At 51.7% G+C, this 23018-nt stretch carries 20 protein-coding genes; 2 read left to right on the plus strand and 18 right to left on the minus strand.

Annotated features, from left to right (window positions below; all coding sequences use genetic code 11):
* Positions 1-119: 119 nt before the first annotated feature.
* Positions 120-491, plus strand: coding sequence for a TIGR04086 family membrane protein (locus LOK74_RS13100; RefSeq protein ID WP_230042483.1), 372 nt, complete (start codon positions 120-122; stop codon positions 489-491).
* A gap of 187 nt (positions 492-678) precedes the next feature.
* Here the strand turns inward: LOK74_RS13100 and yajC are convergent, their stop codons facing one another.
* The 17 genes from yajC to LOK74_RS13185 all read right to left on the minus strand — a co-directional run bounded on the left by yajC (position 679) and on the right by LOK74_RS13185 (position 19050).
* Entirely contained in the window at positions 679-975 is a 297-nt protein-coding gene (yajC, locus tag LOK74_RS13105) for a preprotein translocase subunit YajC (protein WP_230042484.1), read from the minus strand.
* 22 nt (positions 976-997) lie between these two features.
* Positions 998-2128, minus strand: a complete 1131-nt coding sequence (gene tgt, locus LOK74_RS13110) for a tRNA guanosine(34) transglycosylase Tgt (protein ID WP_230042485.1) — start codon at positions 2126-2128, stop codon at positions 998-1000.
* Positions 2129-2675: 547 nt separating this feature from the next.
* The gene (gene cuyB, locus LOK74_RS13115) at positions 2676-3368 is read right to left on the minus strand and encodes a cysteate racemase (protein WP_230042486.1); all 693 of its coding nucleotides are present in this window, start codon (positions 3366-3368) and stop codon (positions 2676-2678) included.
* Between the two features lie 13 nt (positions 3369-3381).
* A complete protein-coding gene (locus tag LOK74_RS13120) occupies positions 3382-5793 on the minus strand; it encodes a YheC/YheD family protein (protein WP_230042487.1) in 2412 nt (803 codons plus the stop codon).
* Between the two features lie 302 nt (positions 5794-6095).
* Positions 6096-7547, minus strand: a complete 1452-nt coding sequence (locus LOK74_RS13125; RefSeq protein ID WP_230042488.1) for a M28 family peptidase — start codon at positions 7545-7547, stop codon at positions 6096-6098.
* 203 nt (positions 7548-7750) lie between these two features.
* Positions 7751-8785 carry a tRNA preQ1(34) S-adenosylmethionine ribosyltransferase-isomerase QueA gene (queA, locus tag LOK74_RS13130; protein WP_230042489.1) on the minus strand — a complete coding sequence of 345 codons (1035 nt, stop codon included), beginning with the start codon at positions 8783-8785 and terminating at the stop codon, positions 7751-7753.
* Between the two features lie 32 nt (positions 8786-8817).
* On the minus strand, positions 8818-10914 hold the full coding sequence (locus tag LOK74_RS13135; protein ID WP_230042490.1) for a SpoIID/LytB domain-containing protein: 2097 nt from the start codon (positions 10912-10914) through the stop codon (positions 8818-8820).
* Positions 10915-11070: 156 nt separating this feature from the next.
* Positions 11071-11289: a DUF2905 domain-containing protein gene (locus LOK74_RS13140; RefSeq protein ID WP_230042491.1), complete on the minus strand. Its 219-nt coding sequence runs from the start codon at positions 11287-11289 to the stop codon at positions 11071-11073.
* Entirely contained in the window at positions 11286-12284 is a 999-nt protein-coding gene (ruvB, locus tag LOK74_RS13145; RefSeq protein ID WP_230042492.1) for a Holliday junction branch migration DNA helicase RuvB, read from the minus strand. The genes LOK74_RS13140 and ruvB overlap by 4 nt, the downstream gene beginning before the upstream one ends.
* 3 nt (positions 12285-12287) lie before the next feature.
* Positions 12288-12899, minus strand: coding sequence for a Holliday junction branch migration protein RuvA (gene ruvA / locus LOK74_RS13150; RefSeq protein ID WP_230042493.1), 612 nt, complete (start codon positions 12897-12899; stop codon positions 12288-12290).
* Positions 12896-13396, minus strand: coding sequence for a crossover junction endodeoxyribonuclease RuvC (gene ruvC, locus LOK74_RS13155; RefSeq protein WP_230042494.1), 501 nt, complete (start codon positions 13394-13396; stop codon positions 12896-12898). Before ruvC ends, ruvA begins: the two co-directional genes overlap by 4 nt.
* Positions 13397-13596: 200 nt before the next feature.
* A complete protein-coding gene (locus LOK74_RS13160; protein WP_230042495.1) occupies positions 13597-13788 on the minus strand; it encodes a hypothetical protein in 192 nt (63 codons plus the stop codon).
* A gap of 88 nt (positions 13789-13876) precedes the next feature.
* Positions 13877-14791: a response regulator gene (locus LOK74_RS13165; protein ID WP_230042496.1), complete on the minus strand. Its 915-nt coding sequence runs from the start codon at positions 14789-14791 to the stop codon at positions 13877-13879.
* A gap of 28 nt (positions 14792-14819) precedes the next feature.
* Entirely contained in the window at positions 14820-16064 is a 1245-nt protein-coding gene (locus LOK74_RS13170; RefSeq protein ID WP_230042497.1) for a sensor histidine kinase, read from the minus strand.
* A gap of 181 nt (positions 16065-16245) precedes the next feature.
* A complete protein-coding gene (locus LOK74_RS13175; RefSeq protein ID WP_230042498.1) occupies positions 16246-16842 on the minus strand; it encodes a BofC C-terminal domain-containing protein in 597 nt (198 codons plus the stop codon).
* A gap of 280 nt (positions 16843-17122) precedes the next feature.
* On the minus strand, positions 17123-18391 hold the full coding sequence (locus tag LOK74_RS13180; protein ID WP_230042499.1) for an FAD-dependent oxidoreductase: 1269 nt from the start codon (positions 18389-18391) through the stop codon (positions 17123-17125).
* Between the two features lie 62 nt (positions 18392-18453).
* A complete protein-coding gene (locus LOK74_RS13185) occupies positions 18454-19050 on the minus strand; it encodes a TetR/AcrR family transcriptional regulator (protein ID WP_230042500.1) in 597 nt (198 codons plus the stop codon).
* 176 nt (positions 19051-19226) lie between these two features.
* Between LOK74_RS13185 and LOK74_RS13190 the strand changes: the two genes are divergently transcribed.
* Positions 19227-21545: a bifunctional 2',3'-cyclic-nucleotide 2'-phosphodiesterase/3'-nucleotidase gene (locus LOK74_RS13190; protein ID WP_338148670.1), complete on the plus strand. Its 2319-nt coding sequence runs from the start codon at positions 19227-19229 to the stop codon at positions 21543-21545.
* 128 nt (positions 21546-21673) lie between these two features.
* Here LOK74_RS13190 and LOK74_RS13195 read toward each other — a convergent pair whose 3' ends face one another.
* The gene (locus LOK74_RS13195) at positions 21674-22699 is read right to left on the minus strand and encodes a protein kinase family protein (RefSeq protein WP_230042502.1); all 1026 of its coding nucleotides are present in this window, start codon (positions 22697-22699) and stop codon (positions 21674-21676) included.
* Positions 22700-23018 lie beyond the last annotated feature (319 nt).

Below are 23018 nucleotides of genomic sequence, written 5' to 3' on the forward strand. Positions count from 1 at the left end.
GACTCATTCCTCATCCATCATACGAAAATTCTGCTGTCTGTTCAACGAACAAATGAATAAGCCTGTCAAGCCTCTCATATAGATGGTACAAACATCTGTCCACGAGGGAGGCGTTTGATGTGCAGAGTTCTTCCGCATCTGTCATAACCGGGCTTCTATTTACGTTCGGCCTAGTGTTGGTCGGTGCATTGATAACCGCGCTGCTGCTGGCATTTACCGATCTTCATGAGAGCTCACTTCCCTATTTCACATACGCGATCAATACGCTTGGCTTGTTGATTGGCGGGATCGTGACAGGGCGCCGTTGCGGCAACAGAGGGTGGTATTATGGAGGACTTACCGGGCTGTTCTACTTCATTTTGGTATTGCTGATCGGCTTTCTTGGATTCGATGTACCCATGCAGCTTGTCACTTTGCTGTACCTCGCAGGAGCGTTTATACTCGGTGCATTGGGCGGTGTCATCGGCGTCAATATGACCAACCGTCGGTAACGAAAGCCAGCCTCGCTGTCTCCATCGACCGAATCAGTGCGACAATCCGCGCGATAGCAGTATTGACGTGCCTTCGACTTGCGATGGAGAACAAAAAAAGAGACGGGATTCAGCCTTTGCTGTTTCCCGTCTGCTTGTTTGCCATGCTGTTATGTATGACACCATTCATAGCGTGTCAGATTCCCTGCTACTTGCTTTCTTCCTTATCAGCAGCTGCGGTAGGCGATGCGGCAACAACAGAGTTGATTGCACCGCGATCAAAGGTAACGTTCACGTTGTGCGCGACGCGCAGCGTAACAGTGGCATCGTCGAGATCCTGAATCGTGCCGTGAACCCCGCCAATCGTCGTCACCTTATCCCCCTTTTTCAGTGCAGCAAGCATCGCGTTGCGCTCTTTGTTCCGCTTTTGCTGCGGGCGGATCAACAAAAAGTAAAAAATCACAAACATGATGATAATCGGCAGAAAGCTTTCCCATCCTTGCATGACATGATGCCTCCTTTATGTACTAAAATGATCTATCTTCACTCAATCCATATTGAGCGAAAAACTGGTCGCGATAGTCGCCCAGCCGATCTTCGTAGATGGCTCGTCTCACCTGTGTCATCAACTGAAGCAGAAAGTAGAGATTGTGGTATGTGGTCAACCGAATCCCAAACGTCTCATCAGCTTTGATCAAGTGGCGAATATAAGCCCGTGTATAGTTGCGGCAGGTGTAGCAGTCGCAAGCTGGATCAAGCGGTGTAAAGTCCCGGGCGTACTTGGCGTTGCGAATCACCAGTCGGCCCTGGCTGGTCATGCAGGTCCCGTTGCGTGCAATCCGCGTCGGCAGGACACAGTCGAACATGTCAATACCGCGCATCGCCCCCTCAACCAACGCATCGGGCGAGCCGACTCCCATCAGGTAACGCGGTTTGTCTGACGGCAGCAGCGGAACCGTGTGATCCAGCATTTCATACATCAGGCCAAACGGCTCGCCTACGGAGAGTCCACCGATGGCGTAACCGGGAAACCCAAGTGAAACCAGTTCACGCGCGCTTTGTTCGCGCAGCTCACGGTACATACCGCCTTGCACGATGCCAAACAGCGCCTGATCGTGCGGCCGCTGGTGCGCCTTGAGACAGCGCTGGGCCCAGCGAGTCGTCCTCTCAAGCGACTGCTTAACGTAATCGTATTCGGCAGGATAGGGGGCACACTCATCAAACGCCATGATGATGTCGGCTCCCAACGCATTCTGAATCTGCGTCGCCTCCTCAGGTCCAATAAACAGTTTTTCCCCGTTGAGATGGGAACGAAACGAGACCCCTTCCTCCGTAATCTTGCGCAGATTGCTCAGGCTGAATACCTGAAAGCCGCCGCTGTCTGTCAGGATCGCTCCCGGCCAATTCATGAAGCGGTGCAGTCCACCCGCCTCACGGACAACCTCATGACCAGGCCGCAGATATAAATGGTAGGTATTGCTCAGGATGATGCCGGCCCCCATTTCCGTCATCTCTTCCGGGCTCATCGTCTTGACGGTCGCCTGGGTTCCGACCGGCATGAACACTGGGGTGTCTATCGTACCATGGGGCGTGTGCAGCTTTCCCAGTCTCGCCCCCGTTTGTTTGCATGTCTTGATCAATTCATAGCGGACAGCCAATCGCTCGCACTCCTCAATCGTTTGTCTCAGAAGAAAATTTTACATATAAGCCATTCCTATTATAGAGGCATTGGACAAGAATCACAAGCTAGAGCAAAAAAAGTACTGGCAATCTCTCGCAAACCGACTATAATGTAAAATAACCTTAAAATTTTTATTAAGTTTTTGTAAAGCTCATGGACATTGCCCAAATCATATGGTAAAGGAAGGTGTTGGTCAAATGTTTTCGTACGGTCAAAGAATTGCGGTGCGATCAAAGCAAAAGGGTACAGAGTATGTGTATCCACACTTGGGAATGGTACTGAAGGAGACCGACACGGATCTCGTCCTGCTGTTCCCTGATGGTCGCGTTACGGTGAAAAAAACGGATCTCGCCTGAGGATCATCTTTCTCAATCACGTTGGCCAGTGCAAAACAGCCCGATGGTACGCGGACTGCGGTACATCGGGGGTGTGCAGAGCGCGTGATGTGCAAAAGTGCCGCCCGTTGGGGGCGGTACTTTTTTTGCTTCTGAACGGCTGCCGTTGTCTATCGGCAACGGCAGTCGCTACTTTTGAAGTGCCAAGCGCACCGTCTTTTTTGCCAAAAGCAAGGTCGGATCAATGAATGTAAACTCTTTTTCGAAAGGTGGAAAAAGGAGAGGAATTTCTGTACAACCACCCAAAACGTTTGTGATTTGGTATCCCGCTATCATCTCACGCACGCTTTCTATTGTCGAAAGGGTTGGCCTATGCTTGGTTTTGACTTCGTGTATGATCTGATTGACGAGAGTTTGTTGATCGATATCGGGAATAATCAGTTGTACAGAGGTTTTCTCAAACGCTCTTTGATATAGTCCACTGCGAATGGTGGTCTCTGTCGCGAGAAGAAGAATCTGCTCACTCCTCCCTTTGGTCTGTGTGATGATATGTTCAACCGTACATTCAATGATGCTGTAGATCGGAATCGATATGGAAGCGCTGATCTCATCCAGCCAATAATGTGCTGAATGACACGGGATGACAATAAAATCAGCTCCTGCTTGTTCCAGCGTGATTGCCGTTCGGATCATCTCCGGTACAGGACTCTCATGGCCTGGTTTTAAAGCATCGATTCTCGACGGTATCTTGGGATTGTTATAGATCAACATACGCAAGTGATCGTGTTCTTGTTGGACCGGGGTGTTCTCAATTATTTTTTTCACCATATCCAAGGTTGCCATTGGTCCCATCCCGCCCAATACCCCTATCACTTTGCTCATTTGTTCACCTCCACTAGGAATAAAACCCTGCAAGGTGCTTGGCATACTGAAAAGGGGTGTGAAGAATAGAAGGCAACACCTCACGCTCATCTTCTGTTCGGTCCTGCTTGATTTCGGCCGCATAGTTTAGCTGAACCTCTAATATGTGGATATTCAGACTATGGTCGATCACAAAATCGATGGCAGCGTCTCCTAAAAGCCCTCCTTGCCTTTCCATCTTTTCTAATATGGTTGCTCCTAACTGGGTAACTTGTTTTATCTTCTGCTTTATCTGCACATCGGTTAATCCGTACAATTCCCTCAGCGTCACTTTTCCTGGCACAATTTTTGACCTGTTTTTGGAGTTTGAAATAATGCTTCCCCGCTTGCCTATCTTCGTTTCCAGACCTGAAAAATTCCAGCGGCCTGCTCCGTCCTTCTGAATATAGATGCGGAAGTCCACTTTCCCGATTTGAAAATCTGATGGAATTCCTTGCTGCACAATATAAGGTTTGCTGCTGATTCCATATTTCTTGATCAACGACAACAATTGCGGCTTGGATTCAATGTTCCATGTTTCACCGTTTCCGTTGATCCATACCTTTCTGTTGTTGCTGATGGAACGAATCGCCACAATTCCTTTGCCCCCGGCCATTGTTGTCGGTTTTAAATAAATGAACTTGTATTTGTTTAGCATGCGGAGCAGACTTGGTATCCCCGTATACCGGGTTGTTGCAGGCAAATGCTTCCTGATCAGCGGATCTTTGGAGAATCGGGACCAAAACAGCCATTTGTTCGTATTTTTGTAGGGATAATTAAACAGCTTGTTTCCGATTCGTCTTCTATAGCGCTGGTACGTCTCCCGCTTTAACGAGACTCGGCTAAAAATGGACGATGGAAGGGGAAATATTCCATTTACAAACGTTTTCCGGATAGGATCATAATATTTGCCTCTCACTGTTTTATCTTGTCCAAGTCTCTGATTTGGTTTTAAGAGAAAGATCAGCCCTCTTGTCCGGTTGTAATCGGAAAACCGCAACAACTGCTTTTGGGGATCATCATAATAGCTGGACAATACAAAAAAACCAATCACTGGTCCTACGTGCAAGTGGTTCCTTTTTAGATAATAATCATAGGGAAGGTCAGGAATGGTGATGGTACGAGTCAGGCGCCGGGGGATCCGCAGCACGCCCGGAGCAACCTGGTCATTTTTCCTCGTTCGCAATACTTTGGAGTAATTGCCAAAATGTAATCGAATGCGGGAAGACAAGATTTTCAGGCGGTTCAGGGTAAGAGGATGGACGTGTACTTCATGGCTGTCCTGGTGTTGATCGAATTGAATACTACAGGTGAATCGAGTTCTAATGAAAGTTGAGGTGATATCCATTTTCATTGATCTTGATCCTTTTACCAAAATGACGCTATTGGCAAGATTCTCTCTCTGTAACGCAGCGTGCATCCGTTGCCGATTGGTAAAATAGTGGACCTGGTGAGCAGCAAGCCCTGCTTTAAGCGCTCCTTGCCTTACCCATTCGGTTTCTTTTCCAAGCGTGTAAATGGCGTCTACTCCATTCTGTGCCATATATCTGCCGATCTCTAGATGTGCTTCGTTTGTGTAGTCACCTAATTCCAACATGCTGCCGATGACAGCAACCTTCCTCTTGCTCTCCCCTATCCGAACCAAGACATCGACTGCCGATTTTACCGATTGCGGATTGGCATTGACTGTGTCATCAATGAGCAAGGAACCTTCATTTAGGTTCGTCACGTTCAAACGTTTCACGGGGGGTGTGTATCGCGCCAATCCTCGCCTGATGTCATGGACTGAAAAACGAAGCTGATGAGCAATGGCAATCGCAAATAATGCGTTATACACATTGTGATATCCATAGCTTGGGATAAAGAAGCTTTCGGCTGCTCCATCTATGGTCACAGAAAAACTCATACCCTCGTTCCTGTACTGGATCATACTGGCCCGATAATCGGCGCTTCTGTTGACTCCGATTGTAAGAATTTTCCCTGTATGAATGTCTGTTTCCAACCATTTTGAATTGTGGTCATCGTTATTGATGAGCAAAATGCCATTCTTGTTCATATACTGGATCAGAGCGGATTTATTTTTCGCCGTTGCACGAATGCTATTTCCTAAATTGCCGAAATGGGCGGTGCCTATATTCGTAATGACCGCAATATCTGGTTTGATAAATCGACAATGCCGGTGAGCTGCGCCAGGTTTTCCCATGCCCAATTCCAACAAGACAGCTTGATGGTTGGCACGCAACTTCTGCATTGTTTGTTTTGTATGCAGTGGCAGGTTTTTATTGCCTGAAGTCTTCAAAATGCGCCACTTTGTCTGCAAAATGGAGGCTAACATTTCTCTTGTTGTCGTTTTCCCTGAGCTTCCTGTGATAGTGATCCGTGGTACGTTTGGGACCACAGTGTTCATGCTTTCCCCCCCAGACCTCAATGGATAGGTTTCTCTAGTATCTTATTAACCCTCTCTTGCTTTTGTATGCGATATTTGTCCCCTGCCTCTACAATAAGGCTAAAAACATATTCCAACAGGAGGGGGTCTTGGCAGCACTGGACTACGTCTTGTTCAACAGTTCCGTGGCCCCTCTTGTTCTTGCCTAACAGGTATTCGCTCACCAGTCCCCGTTCGGGATTTACACCCGATAGATGTTCGGCGTTGCTTAGTGCCAAAAGACAAATGCCGCCCATGTGAGCGGCATTTTTGTTCATTCCCTGCTAAGGTACCATCTCTACCTGTCTGTCGGGGAGCTCCCTCTCTTGCGCCTGATTGTCTTGCTCCCGATTGTCTTGTGCCATGTCCTCAATCGCTCTGTCATCAAAGGGATAATCAACAGTCACCGGACTCCGGTACACCTTTTCAATCGCAGGCGTATCAGGTCGCGCGACTTCATAAACGGAGGCTCCTATGATTTGTGCCACCTGCTTTATCTTATCCCTGCTGATGTGCTCAATCGTGTCATTTGGCGAGTGATACCATGGCTCGCGCGGCGCATGGGTGAATAGGCCTGCCGGAATCCCTGCCAGGTGAAACGGCAGGTGGTCGCTGCCCGCTTCCTGACCGTAATGAAGCACATCAGAAAAATGGGAACTGGCGACCGCGGCCATGTCTGTGATCAGGTTTTTCTGTCCGTCTGCCGTGTACATCATCAATTCGCCGGAATCTTTGCTGCCCACCATATCTAGTTGAAAAACCCCTACGATCCTCTCCCTCTCTGCATCCGTGAGTGACTCGACGTACGCAAAGGAACCCATCAAACTGCTTTCTTCTGCACCAAAGGTAATAAAACGAAGTTCCGTATCGATCGGCACATCGGCCAAAACACGTGCCAATTCCAATGTAATCGCTATCCCTGAGGCGTCATCATTGGCACCTGGAGATCCTGCCACCGTATCATGGTGTGCACTGACAATCACAATCTGCCCTGTCCCCTCATCCGTATCCGGCTTTCTGACAGCGATCACGTTGTGCGACGTCCGCAGCGTCGTTAAGGCTCCTTCCACCACAAAAGAAGCGGTTGCCTTCTCCCCGGAAGCCAGTCTCTTCACCAATTGATTTCCTTGTTCCTGTCCGATCGTAATAGCGGGGATCAATCGCTCATCTGGCGCACTAAGTGTCGCGTGGAGGATTCCCGGGGTATTGTTGTAAACAATCACCCCCACCGCTCCCGCTTTTGCAGCATTGAGAATTTTGTCGGCAAAAGGAATCACTCCCCGAGCCACCAGCACAATCTTGCCGGACACATCTTTTCCCGCCAGATCACTTTCACTGCCGATTCCGCCATCGACTAGCTCACCCGTCACCTCACCATTGACACCGAAGTGAAAAGAACCAAGAGACCAATCTACATCTTCAAATCCACTCACGGATAGAGACAGGGTAGTAGGCTCTTTATAGTGAGCGAAAGGAAACGACTGTGCCTGCGTCTCATAGCCATATGAAGCAAAACGGTTTTTCAGATAAGCTACTGCCTGATTCTCACCTGGACTTCCCGCTTCCCGGGGTGACTGGGATAGAAAGCGAATTGTTTCATACATGCGGTCAACCTCTAGGCGATCCACTATCTTGCTGTCAAAGGGAACCGACGGCAGATCAGATGCAGCATTCCCAGGCGTTGCCGAAAAGATCAAAGCGATGGTCAAACAGACGAGCAAGATGTTGCGCGGCATGAGTTTCCTCCCTTGTGCAAATAGTCTCCTCTCGATTGTACTTGGGCCGGTAGGGGGCTGCTATTTATGCAGCGTAAATGCAGTGTTACAAAACGTTAAGGAGGACACTACCTACCTCATGCAATGTGCCGCACAAAACAAAACACCCCCTCCGAAAAGCCTGCACATGCGTACAGTACTCCTCCTGGAAGGGGGATGTGTCATCAGAATGATCCGATCAACATCGCATCACCAAAGCTGAAAAAACGGTATTGTTGTTTGATCGCTTCCTGGTAAGCGTTGAGCACGTGCTCGCGTCCGGCCAACGCGCTGACCAGCATCACCAGCGTGGACTTAGGCAGGTGAAAGTTGGTCAAAAGTCCGTCGATGATGTGAAATCGGTAACCGGGGTAGATAAAAATATCGGTCCAGCCGGAACCGGCAGCCAGTCTACCGCCGGATTGCTGCCCAACCGTCTCCAGCGTGCGGCAGGATGTTGTCCCGACAGCTATCACGCGGCGTCCAGCCGCTTTGGCGTGGTTGACCACTTCTGCCGTCTCCTCTGAGATCTCGAAATATTCGGCGTGCATCGTGTGCTCTTCCACCTGATCTGCACTGACCGGACGGAAGGTGCCAAGCCCCACGTGTAGCGTAATATAGGCGATTTGAACGCCTTTGTCGGCTATCTGCTGCAGATACTCTTCCGTGAAGTGCAAACCCGCAGTGGGGGCTGCCGCCGAGCCCCGTTGACGGGCGTATACCGTCTGGTAGCGTTCCTTATCCTCCAACTGAGCATGGATATACGGAGGGAGGGGCAGGGAGCCCAACCGGTCCAGCACCTCATAAAAAATGCCGTCGTAGAAGAAACGAACGATCCGTCCTCCAGCTTCTGTGACTGCTTCACACTCACAGGTGAGCAGACCGTCGCCGAACTGGATCGTCGTACCGGGCTTTATCCTTTTGCCGGGCTTTACCAGCACTTCCCATCGATCGTCGTCCAACGACTTTAGCAGCAGCAGTTCCACTTTTGCCCCTGTGTCCGGCTTGACACCAATCAGCCTTGCCGGCAGCACCCGACTGTCATTTAGCACAAGTACATCACCGGGAGCGAGGTAGTCGATCAAATCGCGGAAACGGCGGTGTTGGATCTCACCTGTTTCTTTGTCGAGCACCAGCATTCGCGAAGCAGTTCGTTCTTGCAGCGGATGCTGGGCAATCAATTCTTCAGGCAGTTCAAAGTCGAATAATTGTACGTCCACTGCTCCTAGTCTCCTTGTCTTGTTTCAAACGGCTACGGTCCGATCGTCACGTTTTGATAGTAGTGTTGCAAGATCTGTACATAGTCATACCCTTGTTCAGCCAGTGCCTTGGCCCCATACTGGGAGACGCCCAATCCATGCCCATATCCGTATCCACGAAACAGGAACTTGGATGTGAGTGACGCGACCCGCCAGTTTAATCCATCGTATATCAGAAAATCTTCGCTGCCCCCGTTGACCGGGATCGGTCCTGCACCATTGCCCCCTACTGCGAGCAGTTGCGGAGACGACTGCGGGAACTGAGAGGTCCGCCCTCCGGCACCCAGCACCGTATATGCACCCATCTGCTCCACTTCAAACTTGGTGCTCCGCAGACCACTCTCTCCTTGCCGGAACACCGACCGATGCGCATCCGGGGAAGAGACGGCCAGTCTGACGCCATCCGCTTCCATGGACATGACCCGTCCCGACGGCCCGCGTTCCGTCACAGTGAGCGAACCGATCGGACGGGAGAAGGGCTCTGCTTTGTTCTGCTGCTGGCTCTTGTTGATCATCTCCGTTATCTCTACGGCACTGTAGGGTCCGCGCGTCCAGGAAAAAGCGTTCTCTTCCGGTTCTTGGGCAATAATCGTCACCTGGGTTCCGGCCGGCAGTGTAAATAGGCTGCGGTGATAAGTAGTACTGGGGCCGGTGCGGAAGTTGAGATTGTCCGTATTTACTTCTCCCAACTGCAGTCCCATCCCGTTTTTGATCGGCAGCAGATCGATAAAATCGTGCCGCACATAGCCGATCGATCTGTCCAACAGTTGTACGAGGTACCACGTATTGGCGGAGAGCATCGGGTAGATGTCATTGCTCTCTACCGAGCCGAGGTAAGGAATCGGACTGCCCCAGACCTCTCTGCCGTCTGCCGTTATGCCGCCTGCGTTGGAGTAATAGAGTGACTCAGCTAACTCCCCCTGGTAACGGATGACCACGCCAGCGGTCTCATTGACAGCTCGACGGATGTCGTCCGCCTCTCGTCCGTAACCGTAGTAGGCCTGTTCATGTACAGTATCCGACAAGTGGGCCACTCCGTATTTGCTGCCTTGGCCAAGTGCTCTGGTGCGAGCTAGAACAGCCTGCGTTTTGAGCGCTTCGATCGGCCAGCCAGTCTCCATCTCTGAACCGACGACACCGTACAGGTACTGTTCCAACGGCAGCTCATTCACTACAGTTAGGTGTCCATTATATTCCGACATCTCGATCATCCCGCGATACTGTCGGGCTGCCCGTTCTTCTACCGTGATCAGCGGCGGCTCACCACCTCTGGGTGCGGCTATCAGCTTGGCGGCAGGTGAAAAGGAATAACGGGGAATCGTGGTTGCCTCCGTTCCGTCAGCAACCACGTCTTGTTCCAGAACTACGTAGGCCTGATTGTCCGGTTTTTGATAGGAAAAACTGGGATACAGCGCGGAAGCGGTGGCAACCAGTTCGTTCCGCTTTGCCTCTGATACTTCATCGCCTACCCACACCTCGTAGGAAGGGCTTTCACCTTGCAGCACAATCACGGTATGAGCAGGGATGCCGGACGTTTCAAATGCCCGTTCCCAATCCCTCGCCTCCTGGAGGGTTCCAAACGCCCCTGCTTCCAGGCGATAAGGCCCGGAGATCTTGGGAGCCGTTCCTGTCGTATTCCCAATCTTTTCTGCTTGATTGATCGCTTGTTCGTATGTACGAAAGGAACCGCTGACTACTTGATACATGTTCCTTCCGCCGAGCGGCTGCACCTGAATAGAAGCATCCAGCTTCTGTTGGCTCAGCTGCTGCGCCACCTGCTGGGCTTCTACCAGCCGCTCCGTCTCAACTGCGATTACGCTGAACCGATCCAGACTGAATCGTGCCTGCCGGACATCGCCGACCGGCAGCAAAGCAGCACCCTTATCACCTGTCATACGGATAGCAAGACCACTGTCGCTGCCTAATGTCACAGATGGTACAACACCTCTGTATCCTGTACCTGTGTCGACAAAGAGGGCGACACGGATATTTTCTCCTGCCGCGAGTGCAGCCTGTCCCATCCAGGAAAAGGCCAGACAGACAGCGCCAGCGATCTGCACGGCTTTTTTCCCAACCGATCGTATGTTCATCCCGGTTCGTTCCTTTCTTTGTTGCGATTTCTGGTTGTTTCGACAAATACCGAGGGTTTTCCTCCTGATTAGCAAAAGTTGGGTCCATCGGCTGGGGGCAACGGTAAACAGTCCTCCTGCCACCGTAAGTGGATGGAGGACTGTTGGCAGAACCGCTTATTTGAACAAACGAAACAAATAGCTGCCCAAAGAGAGCAGGATGCTGATGATAATGCAGGTGACGATCGGGAAATAAAAGCGCACATTTTCTTTCTCTACCGCAATGTCTCCCGGCAGTCGCCCAAGCGGCAGAAATCTCCCGCCGAACTGCCAGATCAATCCAATCACAATCAGTACAACGCCCATCAGGATCAACAGTTTGGCTATTGGATTCACGTTCTCATCTCCCGACCAAAGTGTTGGTAAGCACTGGCAGTAGCGACACGCCCACGGGGAGTGCGCTGCAGAAAGCCGATCTGGAGGAGGTAGGGTTCACAGACGTCTTCGATCGTCTGCGCTTCCTCGCCAATCGTTGCCGCGATGGTGTCGAGCCCGACAGGCCCCCCGTTAAACTGATCGATAATACTGAGCAGCAGTTTGTGGTCCACGTGATCCAACCCAAGGGAATCCACCTGCAGGCGAATCAATGCCTCCTGAGCGATTTGCTCCGTAATCACGCCTTCGCCCTGTACCTGGGCGAAGTCGCGCACCCGCTTCAGCAGCCGGTTTGCCACACGAGGCGTCCCCCGGGAACGCTTCGCCACTTCCGCTGCTCCCCCTTCCTGGATGCCGATCTGCAGGATGTCCGCAGCCCGGCTGACGATAAACGCCAGCTCATCAACAGTGTAGTATTCCAAGCGGTTCACTACGCCAAAGCGGTCCCGGAGCGGTGAAGAGAGCAGTCCAGCTCGTGTAGTCGCCCCAATCAACGTAAACGGGGGCAACTCCAGGCGGACGCTGCGTGCACTGGGTCCCTTGCCTATGATGATGTCGAGCGCGAAATCCTCCATCGCCGGATACAGTACTTCTTCCACACTTCGATGAAGGCGGTGTATCTCGTCGATAAACAGCACATCACCTTCCTGCAGATTGGTCAGGATGGCTGCAAGATCGCCTGGCCGTTCAATCGCCGGGCCCGAGGTGGTGCGGATGTTGACGCCCAATTCATTGGCGATAATCTGGGAGAGAGTGGTCTTGCCCAGTCCTGGAGGTCCGTACAGAAGGACGTGATCCAGTGCTTCCCGACGCAGTTTGGCCGCTTCGATGAACACCTTTAGATTTTGTTTTACCTGCTGCTGGCCGATATACTCAGCGAGATAACGGGGACGCAGACTCCCCTCCATCCCCTCGTCTTCCCACTGCATATGTGTCGTTATCAAGCGGTCATCCATTTTTTATCCCCTCACTAACAGCGCCAATCCCTGTTTGATCAGCTGTTCCACACCAGCTCCGCCCTGAACATGATCCATCAGTGTCTGTCTGATCCGCTGCAGCTCCGCCTCAGTGTAGCCTAGTGCGCCGAGTGCGTCCAACGCTTCTCTCAGCGCATTCCCTGCCTCCTGCTGCTCACCGACAGCGCTCTCCGGCAAAAAGGATGCAGCAGCGGCTCCTTTCAGCTTGTCTTTCAAGTCGAGGATCATGCGCTGTGCGGTCTTCTTGCCGATCCCTGGAAAAGAGGTCAAGTACTGTACATTTTCTTGCTGAATCGCGCCCACAATCTGTTCTGGCTTGGCCGCTGCCAAGATCGCCAACGCCCCTTTGGGACCGAGACCGCTCACGTCAAGCAGCCGACGAAATAGGTCGCGTTCGTCACGAGCAGCAAATCCGTATAGGTGCAGCGCATCTTCTCGAACGTGCTGGTGTGTGTACAGCCGCTTTACCTGTCCCTGCTCGGAGATAAACGCATAAGGGTTGGGGCAGAATAGCCGGTAGCCAACTCCTCCCGCCGCCACTACGACATAATCGTTTTCTATGTAGTCTATGGTTCCTTCCACAAAATCAATCATCTGTCTGCACCGCCTGCCATCTGAGTATAGGTTCTGCTGTTGGCGTGGGTAATCGCCACCCCCAAAGCATCAGCTACATCATCCGGCTTGGGGATCTCCGGCAGGGAAAGCAGCAAGCGAACCATTTCCTGGATTTGCCGCTTTTCCGCTCCACCCCATCCCGTGACCGCCTGCTTCACCTGCATCGGTGTGTATTCGTAGACGGGAATCTGCGCCAATTCCGCAGCTAGTACGATCACTCCCCTGGCCTGGCCGACGACGAAAGCATTGGTCACATTGCGGTTAAAGTATAGCTTTTCTACGGCCATTTCATCCGGCTGATACTTCTGTAACAGGTGCTGAACCGATTCAAAGATCTGTCGCAATCGCAGCGGCACCGGCAGCCCTGCCTCGGTCTGAATACTGCCATATTGTACAGGACGCTGTTTGCTGCCCAACTGGTCAATCAGTCCAAATCCGACGATCGCAATCCCCGGATCCACTCCCAAGATGCGCATGATTCACTCTCCGCTCTCGTTACTGTACTCGTTTTTACTGTACCACAATTCGGATTAAAAGCGAACATGCATTTCCCTCATGCAACAAAACCGCCCCCAACCTGCCACCGCATGAATCCCCGGCGATGGCCGCGTACCCATCCAGGCAGCACCGCACAATAAGAAAACCCGACCCATCGGGTCAGGCTGTACGGCGCTCGCTAGTGTTTGTTCATTCCCAGTGCATCCGCTTCATCATGCTGCATATGCGCATAATCGTCGACAGCGGCTCGCATTTCATCCTGAATCCGGTTAATTCTCCGGTAATCCAGCTTGTTATGCCCCTGGTTTAACTGAACGTACAAGCGTTGGTGGAACTGGTCCTTGTAGCTTCCTCGCGGCATCGAAGACATGCCCAGACTCCTCCTTTACATGCGCCGTATGGCTACAGTATGACACAAACGACAGGTGGGTTATGTGCCCGCCGAACCCTATCGGATTTTAGAAGGTATCCACTTGGTCCGTCCACTGCTGAACTACGTCCAGATATAGAGCGTACAAAAACTTTTTCAGATTGAGCCTCACACGCGATTGCTCTTCATCCGTTTCGATTTCCCGCATCTTCTGTCGTACATCGGCAAAGTCAAAGTACCTGGTTGCATATTGTTCAAATATCGGATTGGTATAATCGGTTAGGCCCATGGAGGCAACGTTTAGCAGAGCCTGGGCAACGGCTCGGCGCACCCGTTGCTCAATTGCCTTGATCTCCTTCTCACTCGCCTCTGTGGACAGCCCCGGCTGCAGAACGGCTGCATACAGCTCTCGCAGCGGCGGCAAATGGTGTTCATCCAGTTTGTGCTCGTTGCTCACTAGATAATCGACGATTCGCGTGAGGTCTCGCGTACCGGCTTCACCAACGATTCCGAGGTCCGTCAGCGCTGCCCGTACCAGATCGGTGATAGACAACGCCGTTTTCTGCTGTCTGGTCGGCGTATCCTGCTCAATCCAGGCCAGCGACTTCCTGATCTGCCGGATCGAGGCTTCCAGTTGGATTCGCTCAATCACCTTGCGCAGCACGGCAACCACCTCTATCCGGTTGATCGGCTTCTGGATGTAGTATTCAACGCCATTCTGGTAGGCTTCACTGATCATTTCCTTATGCTCCACCTGCGAAAGCATCACAAGCTTGCCTTGGTACCCCAACTCCTTGAGGCGTCGGATAGTCTCGATACCATCCTGCTCAGGCATCAACAGATCGATCACGAGAACGTCTGGATGATGCCGCAAGACCTGGGTTTCCGCCCCGTTACCGTCCTCGGCTTCACCGACAACCGTACCCAGATCGTTATCCTCAATCAACGTGCTCAACATCCGCCTGGCCGCCAGATCGTCATCCATTACGAAAAATGTTGTCATGCCTCCCCTCCTCTCCCTCATTCACTTTTTATAAGGAGCTTCCGGGAACAATGATGCGGAACATCGCCCCTCCCATCTTGCTCTCGCCCACTTCGATCTTGCCGGAAATCTCCCGCAGTGTTGACTTCACGTGCGCCAGACCAATCCCTGTCGACGCATTGCCGGCCTGATCGTACTTTGTGGTGTAGCCTGGTTGAAAGATGAGCTCCCAGTCACGTTTCTCGATCCCCGGTCCATTGTCGCTAATCTCAAACCAGATGTCGTCGTCATATGCGAAGATATCAATCACAATCTTGCCCTCGTCCTTAAACGCCTCGACCGCATTGGCGACTATGTTGTTCAACAGCGACAGCAGCGAGTAGAACCGATTGGTCTCCCAAGGACCTTGGATGTTCACCTGGATGTCAACCTGTTTCCCCAAGTGTTCGGCATACTTCATATTCGCCTTGCTTACCAGCTTGGCGACGTCGGCCAGGGACAATCGCTCCGCCATGTTTTCCTGCCTGATCAGTTTGGACAGGCCGGCAACAATCCGCTGCGCATCTTTTTTGACCTCGTGCACTTCCTCGGCCAGACGCAGCGCTTTCGAGGCACGTGGATCTCCCGCCAGTTGCCGGTATAGCTGATAACTGTCAGCGGTAATCTGTTCCACCTCACCCATCAGCTTTTGCAGGTACAACCGCTCTTCATACAGTTCAGAGAGGATCAAGAGCAGCTTTTCCATCCGTTTCTGCTGTTCCCGGCTGACGGCGCGAAGCTGACGGATCTCCAGCATGTTGTAGACCCCTACAACCAGGTAGCTGCGCAGCACCCCGACCAACAGCAGAATCGGCGCGTCGTCGTGCAGAGAGGTTTGACGCTGTTCAATCACCATCCGCGCCAACAGCTCCACCAGATTGGAGCCGAAATCGACCAACCCTCCAATCAACCCGAGCAGCAGCGGCGCAGAGAGAAAATGTTTATAACGAATCAAAGAGAGCACGATCACGAAAGCAATGTAGTACCAGGCTGCCGGAATATGTGTGAGATACGCTTCTTCCCACTGGGCAACTCCACTCACCACGTCCACCGTCATCCGAAACAAACTGACAAAGCATCCGACGATAACACCGACGATGGGAAGATAGCGGGGTTTGAACAACAGCAGTAAAAAAAAGAAGACAGCACTGCCCAGACTGATGCGAAAGGCACCATGAAACGGGCTCATTTTCAACTCACCGGCAATCGCCGTGGCCACCATCACGCCGAGCACGATCACGAGCCAGCGAATCATGGGTACCCCTCCCTTATGCAAACCACATTCTGTCGTACCCGGAACCATCCGCAAAGAGAAGCGGCGCTATTTTGATTGTACTCCGGGCGACAGTGTTGGGCAAGCTAACAGAGCCGGAGCTGCCATCCTCAGATCGATGAGAAAAATAAAGGAGCTTCCCGATACAGAAGCTCCAATGTGCTCAATGACCACTGCCTGTTGACGATTCAATCTGAAAATCTCCGTATGTGGACAAGATGCTGTTATACTCCGCCAAGTCGCGAACGCGGATTCCCTGCTTGAGCAGTTCCACTTCCTCTTTGGGCAGGCTCACTTCCATCCGCTCCGTATTGATCGGGTAAAAGGTTTGAATCACCTTTTGTTCGCTAGGCAGTCCGTTAAACAGCGTGAGTACGCCGTCTTCTGACAAGCCGAAATACCCATTCTCCTTGCAGGAGGGAGCGATGTCGTTCTCCATTTTGTGCAGGATCACTTGTTCGGACGCCACCGAGACGATCTCCCATCCCCTGTGCTTGGCGAGCACCTGCTCCATCGTTTCACCTGTTAGCTCTTTCTGTTCTTCTGTCTTGACACCGCATAGATAAGTGCGTCTTAACACCAACTCCAGCGGATTGGCCAAAGCAGGCTCCGCCTGATCACCGTTTTCTGCTTGCACTGCTGCCGCTTGGCTGTTCGCCTTCTGCTCTTGTTCAGCGACACGCTGGTCATACAGCTTGGCATAAATCAGACCGCTCGTCAGCAATGCCCCGACCGATACCATCAGGAACAATCGCTTCATGAAAAATAACCCCTTTTTCTCGACTTTTTTTACTAGTTTTCGCCAATCAAAAGGGGCTTTATACCTATTACTCTAGCAGATCGGCTTCGCTGTCAACGTCTATCTGGCTGATGTTATCCGTCCCTCATACCCGGATGCTTCTATCAAATGCTGCTTGCCTTTAGCAAGCCGACATCCAAGCAGGCAAGCATGAAGAGTCTGGATCAGCAGTTTGATAGGAACAAATGAATGGGCTTCCTTTGCTCCACGAGTGGATCAAGCCGGACTGCCCCACTTGTTTCTACGACTCTGACCGGACAAAGTACTCACTGGCAACGTGAATGGGTTGTGCTCCCATCGCCAACTGTTCGCGCATCCGGCGCAACAAGGGGGTTTTGCTGACAAGCGGCAGCAGAATCCTCCTCAACCTGACCAGCAATGGATGGTTGATCCCAATCAGCCTTGCCTGCATCTGCTGAATCCTGGTGATCGCCGATACTGCCGGCCGCCGGTATTCTTCAAACGCCTGCAGACGAGAAGCGCTTATCAGGCCGTGCTGCTCCTTGAGCGCCGTGACAATGCGAGGATGAGCCGCCACAGCATCCTGAATCGCCAAGCTGTTCCCCTGACCGGAAAACGGGGAAGCAACATGGGCTGCATCTCCGATCAACAACAGCCCATCCTGGCACCACTGTTGAGCCATAGAGACTTGGATGTCCAAGACAGATACCTGCTTGAAATCGGTCAGGTGCTTTGACAGCATTTGCGTCAATTCCGGAGCAACGGTTGCCAACTGGTGACGAAAAGCATCAATCCCCCGCTTGCGCAGGTCCGGATAACTGCCTTTCTCAATCACCCATCCCACTTGAACCAGATCAGGGCCTTTGGGAATATAGATCAGCATCCCCCCCTCCTCGATGGAAATCTGCAGCGGGAAGGTGTGATCAAATGTACCTCCCGGCAAATCAAACCAGAGAAAATCATACGGAATCGGTTGATCCTCTTGTTCAATTCCAGCCAGTTTGCGAATGGTGGAGTAGCGGCCATCAGCACCGACAACCAACCTGGCCCTGATCGCGACCTCCTGTTCCCCACGCCTGACAGCCACACCCGCCACCTCTTTCCCCTGCCGAAACAAGCGGCGAGCTGTAGTCCCGGACCAAAAAGAAAATGTATCATAACGGGAAGCCTGTTCAATCAGGAAACGAAGCAGTAACGGCTGGGACATCAGCAAGGCGTAATTGTACGGCTGCGGCAGTTCGTCAAATCGGACGGAAAACAGTTCCTTCCCCCGATCAACAAAGTGAAAGGCATCTGCCCGATGATGCTCCAACCGCAGCAGATCTGCAAGCAGCCCCATCTGGTCAAACATCTTGAGTACCAGCGGTTGAAAGGCATAGCCGCGGAACTCTCGCTCCAGACTGGAGTGGCGTTCCAGCAGAATCGTACGAACTCCGCTGCGTGCCAGCAGGTAAGCCAACACCGTGCCGGCAGGTCCCGCTCCGACAATCACCACGTCTGTTTCGACCGAGGTGGTTTTTACAGTATTTGTCATCTCATCTGTTTTCATCTGTACATTCTCCTTTTGTTTACTAAGTACTTACTTAATAATCAGTTAAAAAATAGATGGTGCTATTCCAGCCCCTTCATAAACTGCTGCACCGTATCTCGTATATACTGCTCACGACTTGTCTCGTCCCCGGCAAACCGGTCATGCGTGAGGAAAAACATCATCACAGATGCCAGTACGTTGCGAATCGCTGTGCGCAAGTAGGTTTCTTCCACAGCCACCTTTGGCGCGAGCAGACGGTAAAGGTGTTGGACACCTTGCTGGATGATTTCCGACAACCGCTCCTGAATCACTGGATTGCGCTGTGATTCCCCAAAAAACATGACGATAAACGCCTGCTGCTGATGAAGCATCTGCAGCAGCGAGCGAAAGATTTGCTGCAGCGTGTGTTCAAGCAGCAGAGCAAACTGGCTGTACTGGTCAACCATCTCCCGCAGTTTGTGGTTGAGCGTTTGCTGCTCTAGGACTACCCACAGCAGTTGTTCTTTAGACTGGAAATAGTGGTAGATCAGTCCATCCGTGACGCCTGCCTCTCTGGCGATGTCTTTTGTGGTGCTGGCTGAAAACCCTTTGCGTGAAAACACTCGCAGAGCTGCTTCAATTAATTTCTGTCTGGTCTCCAGTCCCTGTTTTGCCTTTCGATTAACCTTTTTCTTCATAGTCGCTCTGCTCCCACTACCATTTTATTAAGTGTTTACTCAACAAAAGGGTACTCTTATCTCCGTCTCTTTGTCAACACACCGTATTCAAAAAATTTTTTTGGTAGTTCATGTGAGCGTTTCGCCCCTAAAAATTTTGTGGTACTATCAGGTTGTCTTACATTTTTAAATTTTCCATGAGGGGGTATTGTACATTGAAGAAGAAGCTGCTGAGTAGTGTCCTGGCCTCAGCGCTGGTCTTGGGCAGCTTGGTTCTGCCGGTTTCGGCAAGTGCCGCAGACCAACCGACAACGCTAAAGCTGCGACTGATGGAGACGACTGACATTCACGTCAACATCGTCAACTACGACTACTACAAAGATGCTGCAACAGATGAGTTTGGCCTGGCCAAAACGGCTACTCTGATCAAACAGGCACGGGAAGAAGTGCAAAACAGCTTGTTGTTCGACAACGGCGACCTGATCCAGGGAAATCCATTGGGTGATTACGTAGCCAAGATTGACCCGCTTCAAGAAGGGGAGGTCCATCCTGTATACAAAGCGATGAACCTGCTGGACTACGACGCGGGCAACATCGGGAACCATGAGTTCAACTACGGGTTGGATTTTCTCAAAACGAGTCTGGAAGGTTCTGAATTCCCATACGTCAATGCCAACGTATACGTTGACGATCAGGATGACAATCCGGACAACGACAAAAACTACTTCACCCCATACCTGATCTTGGACAAGACCTTCAAAGACGAGAGCGGAAATGACCAAAACCTGAAGGTTGGCGTCATCGGGTTCGTGCCGCCGCAAATCATGCAGTGGGACAAAACCAATCTGGAAGGTAAAGTGATCGCCAAAGACATCATCGAGACAGCCAAAAAATTTGTTCCTGAAATGAAGGAAAAAGGCGCTGACGTCATCGTTGCCATCCCGCATTCCGGCTTCGGAAGTGAAGATCTGAAAGGCAACGATGAAAACGCTACCTTCCACTTGAGCAAGGTAGAAGGCATCGATGCGATCCTGTTTGGTCACTCTCACGTAGTCTTCCCTGGCCCCACATTTGAAGGCGCTCCGGGAGTAGACAACGCTAAAGGGACCATCAATGGTGTAGCTGCTGTTGAACCAGGCTTCTGGGGCGACCACCTCGGCGTGATCGATCTCACCCTGCAGCAGGTGGACGGTGAGTGGGAAGTTGTAGATTCTCAGTCGGAAGCTCGCCCGATCTACAAAAAAGAAGGAAGCGAGATCGTTCCGCTGGTAGAAGCCGATCCGCATATCGTAGAAGCTGTGAAAGAAGATCACGAAGCGACACTGGAGTACGTCCGTGGCCCGGTAGCCACTACCACTGCACCGATCAACAGCTACTTCGCCTTGGTGTACGACGATCCGTCCATTCAGATCGTGACCAACGCCCAAAAGTGGTATGTAGAGAACCATATCCAGGGAACAGAACTGGAAGGCACTCCGGTCCTGTCCGCAGGCGCACCGTTTAAAGCAGGCGGTCGTGGCGGCGCCAGCTACTATACCGATATCCCGGCCGGAACCATTGCCGTGAAGAATGTTTCCGACCTGTATATCTATCCGAACACCCTGAAAGCCGTGCTGGTCGATGGAACGACAGTGAAAGAATGGCTGGAGCGTTCGGCAGGTCAGTTTAACCAGATCGACCCGAATAAAGAAGGGGAGCAGCCACTGGTTGACAACAGTTTCCCAACCTACAACTTTGACGTGATCGACGGTGTCACCTATCAAGTCGATGTGACACAGCCGGCTCGATACGATGTGAAAGGGGAATTGGTCAATCCGGATGCCAACCGGATCGTTAATCTGCAGTACCAAGGGAAGCCGGTAACAGCAGACCAGAAGTTCATCGTTGTTACCAACAACTACCGTGCAGGTGGCGGTGGAAACTTCCCTGGCCTGGATGGCAGCAACATCGTAATCGACTCTCCTGACGAAAACCGTCAAGTAGTCATCAACTACCTGATGGCTGAGAAAACGATCAATCCATCTGCAGACAACAACTGGTCGTTTGCTCCCGTTGACGGCAACCCAACGGTCACCTTTGAGACCTCTCCGAACGCCGAGAAGTACGCAAAGAATCTAGCAGATCTGACGTACCTCTCCACACTGGACAGCGGTTTTGCCAAGTACCAAATCAATCTGTCTGGCAGCACGGACGAAGCAACCGATGCTGACAACGCTGCTGACACAGACACCCCGGCTGTGGACAACAAGGCAAACGACGAAGCGAATGTTGCCGATGAGGCTAAGGCTGATCAACTGGTGCCGGTCCGTGTTACCGCCGAGGCAAACGGAATCGATGTGGCGTATGACTTTGACAGCCGCAAAGTAACGTTGAGCAAAGGCGATGCGACACTGGAATACACCTTGGGGGCGGACCAGGCCATCGTCAACGGAAGCTCCGTTGCGGTGGAGGCGAAGATTGAAAATGATCGCCTGTATCTTCCTGAATCCGTTCTAAAAAATGCATTTGGCTTCTAAATCGCATCAAAAAGCTGATGGCCTTTCGGTCATCAGCTTTTTTCTACTTGAGGGGAGAAATCGCCTCATCACGTGTCAGCCCCCCTTTCGCACAACCCGTTCCGTACAAACAATCGTCGTCTGTCAGTCTAACCTGTGCCGCCCATCGTCCAGTTGGACCAGGACCCCATCACCTGATGTTCTGCTCTCAGGAAATGATTTCGCTGCCTACGATACCTTCCCTCCAACTGCAAAAGCTGCATGGCACCGCGTGCACGATAACCAGGGCGTCTACTGTAAACACCAGTCACCTCCCGCAGGATGTTGTCGGGATAGCGCAGCAACTGGTGGATCATTCGTATCTGATTGTCTTGTAGTGGATTGACGATGCTATAGGCGTTGATCACATCTGTGAATATGCCCGGCTGGTACCCTTGCAGCAGCAGCATCCTGCCAACAAACTGGACCAAGTCAACCAACTGCATATCAAAGTGGGCCGTATCGAGATCGATCAAATAACACTCCCCGGATGGTGTCAAGAGGAAGTTGTGACTGGCAACGTCACGGTGGGCGACCGTCCCCTCTTCAATCGCCTGGTGCATCTCCGCTATCAACGGCATTCGGTATGATTGTTCCAGCACTTGGCGACTGTCACGCAACACCTCGGGGGCCATACTCTGGATCATCGACTCCAATCGATTGACAGGCCCTCTCGCGGCGATCCTTTCCGCGATCCGGGTAAACTCTGTCAATCGGGTTTCCCACTTCTCAATCAGCGGAGGTTTATATCTGAACTGCACCAGACCGGGATTCCAGCTTCTCGCTGCCCGATGAAAGCGCGCCAAGGTGAGCGCAGCCTGCCTGATATCATCCTGAAACGCATAGCTTGACTCCCTGCCATCGATTGCCTTCATTATGGTGTAAAAATGGTTTCCATAAGGAAAAACAGGGCCATTCTCCTCCGTTTGCAGATAACTCACGGTATGAGAAAAACCGTTTTCTTGCAGTAGATGAGACAGCTGCGTAACCCATTGCGCCTTCTCCTTGTCTTTGTATGCCTTGATCACCCAGTTTCCACGGTTGGTTCTGACAAATAATACGTTTCTACGCGGTTTCACCCCATTGATATGACAGCCAAAGTTCTTTTCTAGAGCAGAAAGAAACGCCTCATTCATCTGCAGTTTTACCGGCAGGAAGAGGATTCTTCATGACCCTTCTCCCAAGACGGCCACACTTCTGAATGAGGCAGTTGTGGCATCGTTTGATTGGGAGGGTACATCGAGCTGCTCATACCGGGGTGGGGCAACATATAGGGTGTACTATCAGTAGAGTAACTGTAAGCCCTAAACGAGTCGTATGAATAATCGGACGACATGTATACATGGTCATGCTTGGACCTACCGTCGCTCATGCGCTCTCTCTTTTTGCTGCCGCTTCTCGTTCTGCTGGAATCGTCATAGGAATCGTTGGGCATCGGTGGAGAGTCATACCCAG

This window comes from Brevibacillus humidisoli (assembly GCF_020923435.1).
GTDB lineage: Bacteria > Bacillota > Bacilli > Brevibacillales > Brevibacillaceae > Brevibacillus_E > Brevibacillus_E humidisoli.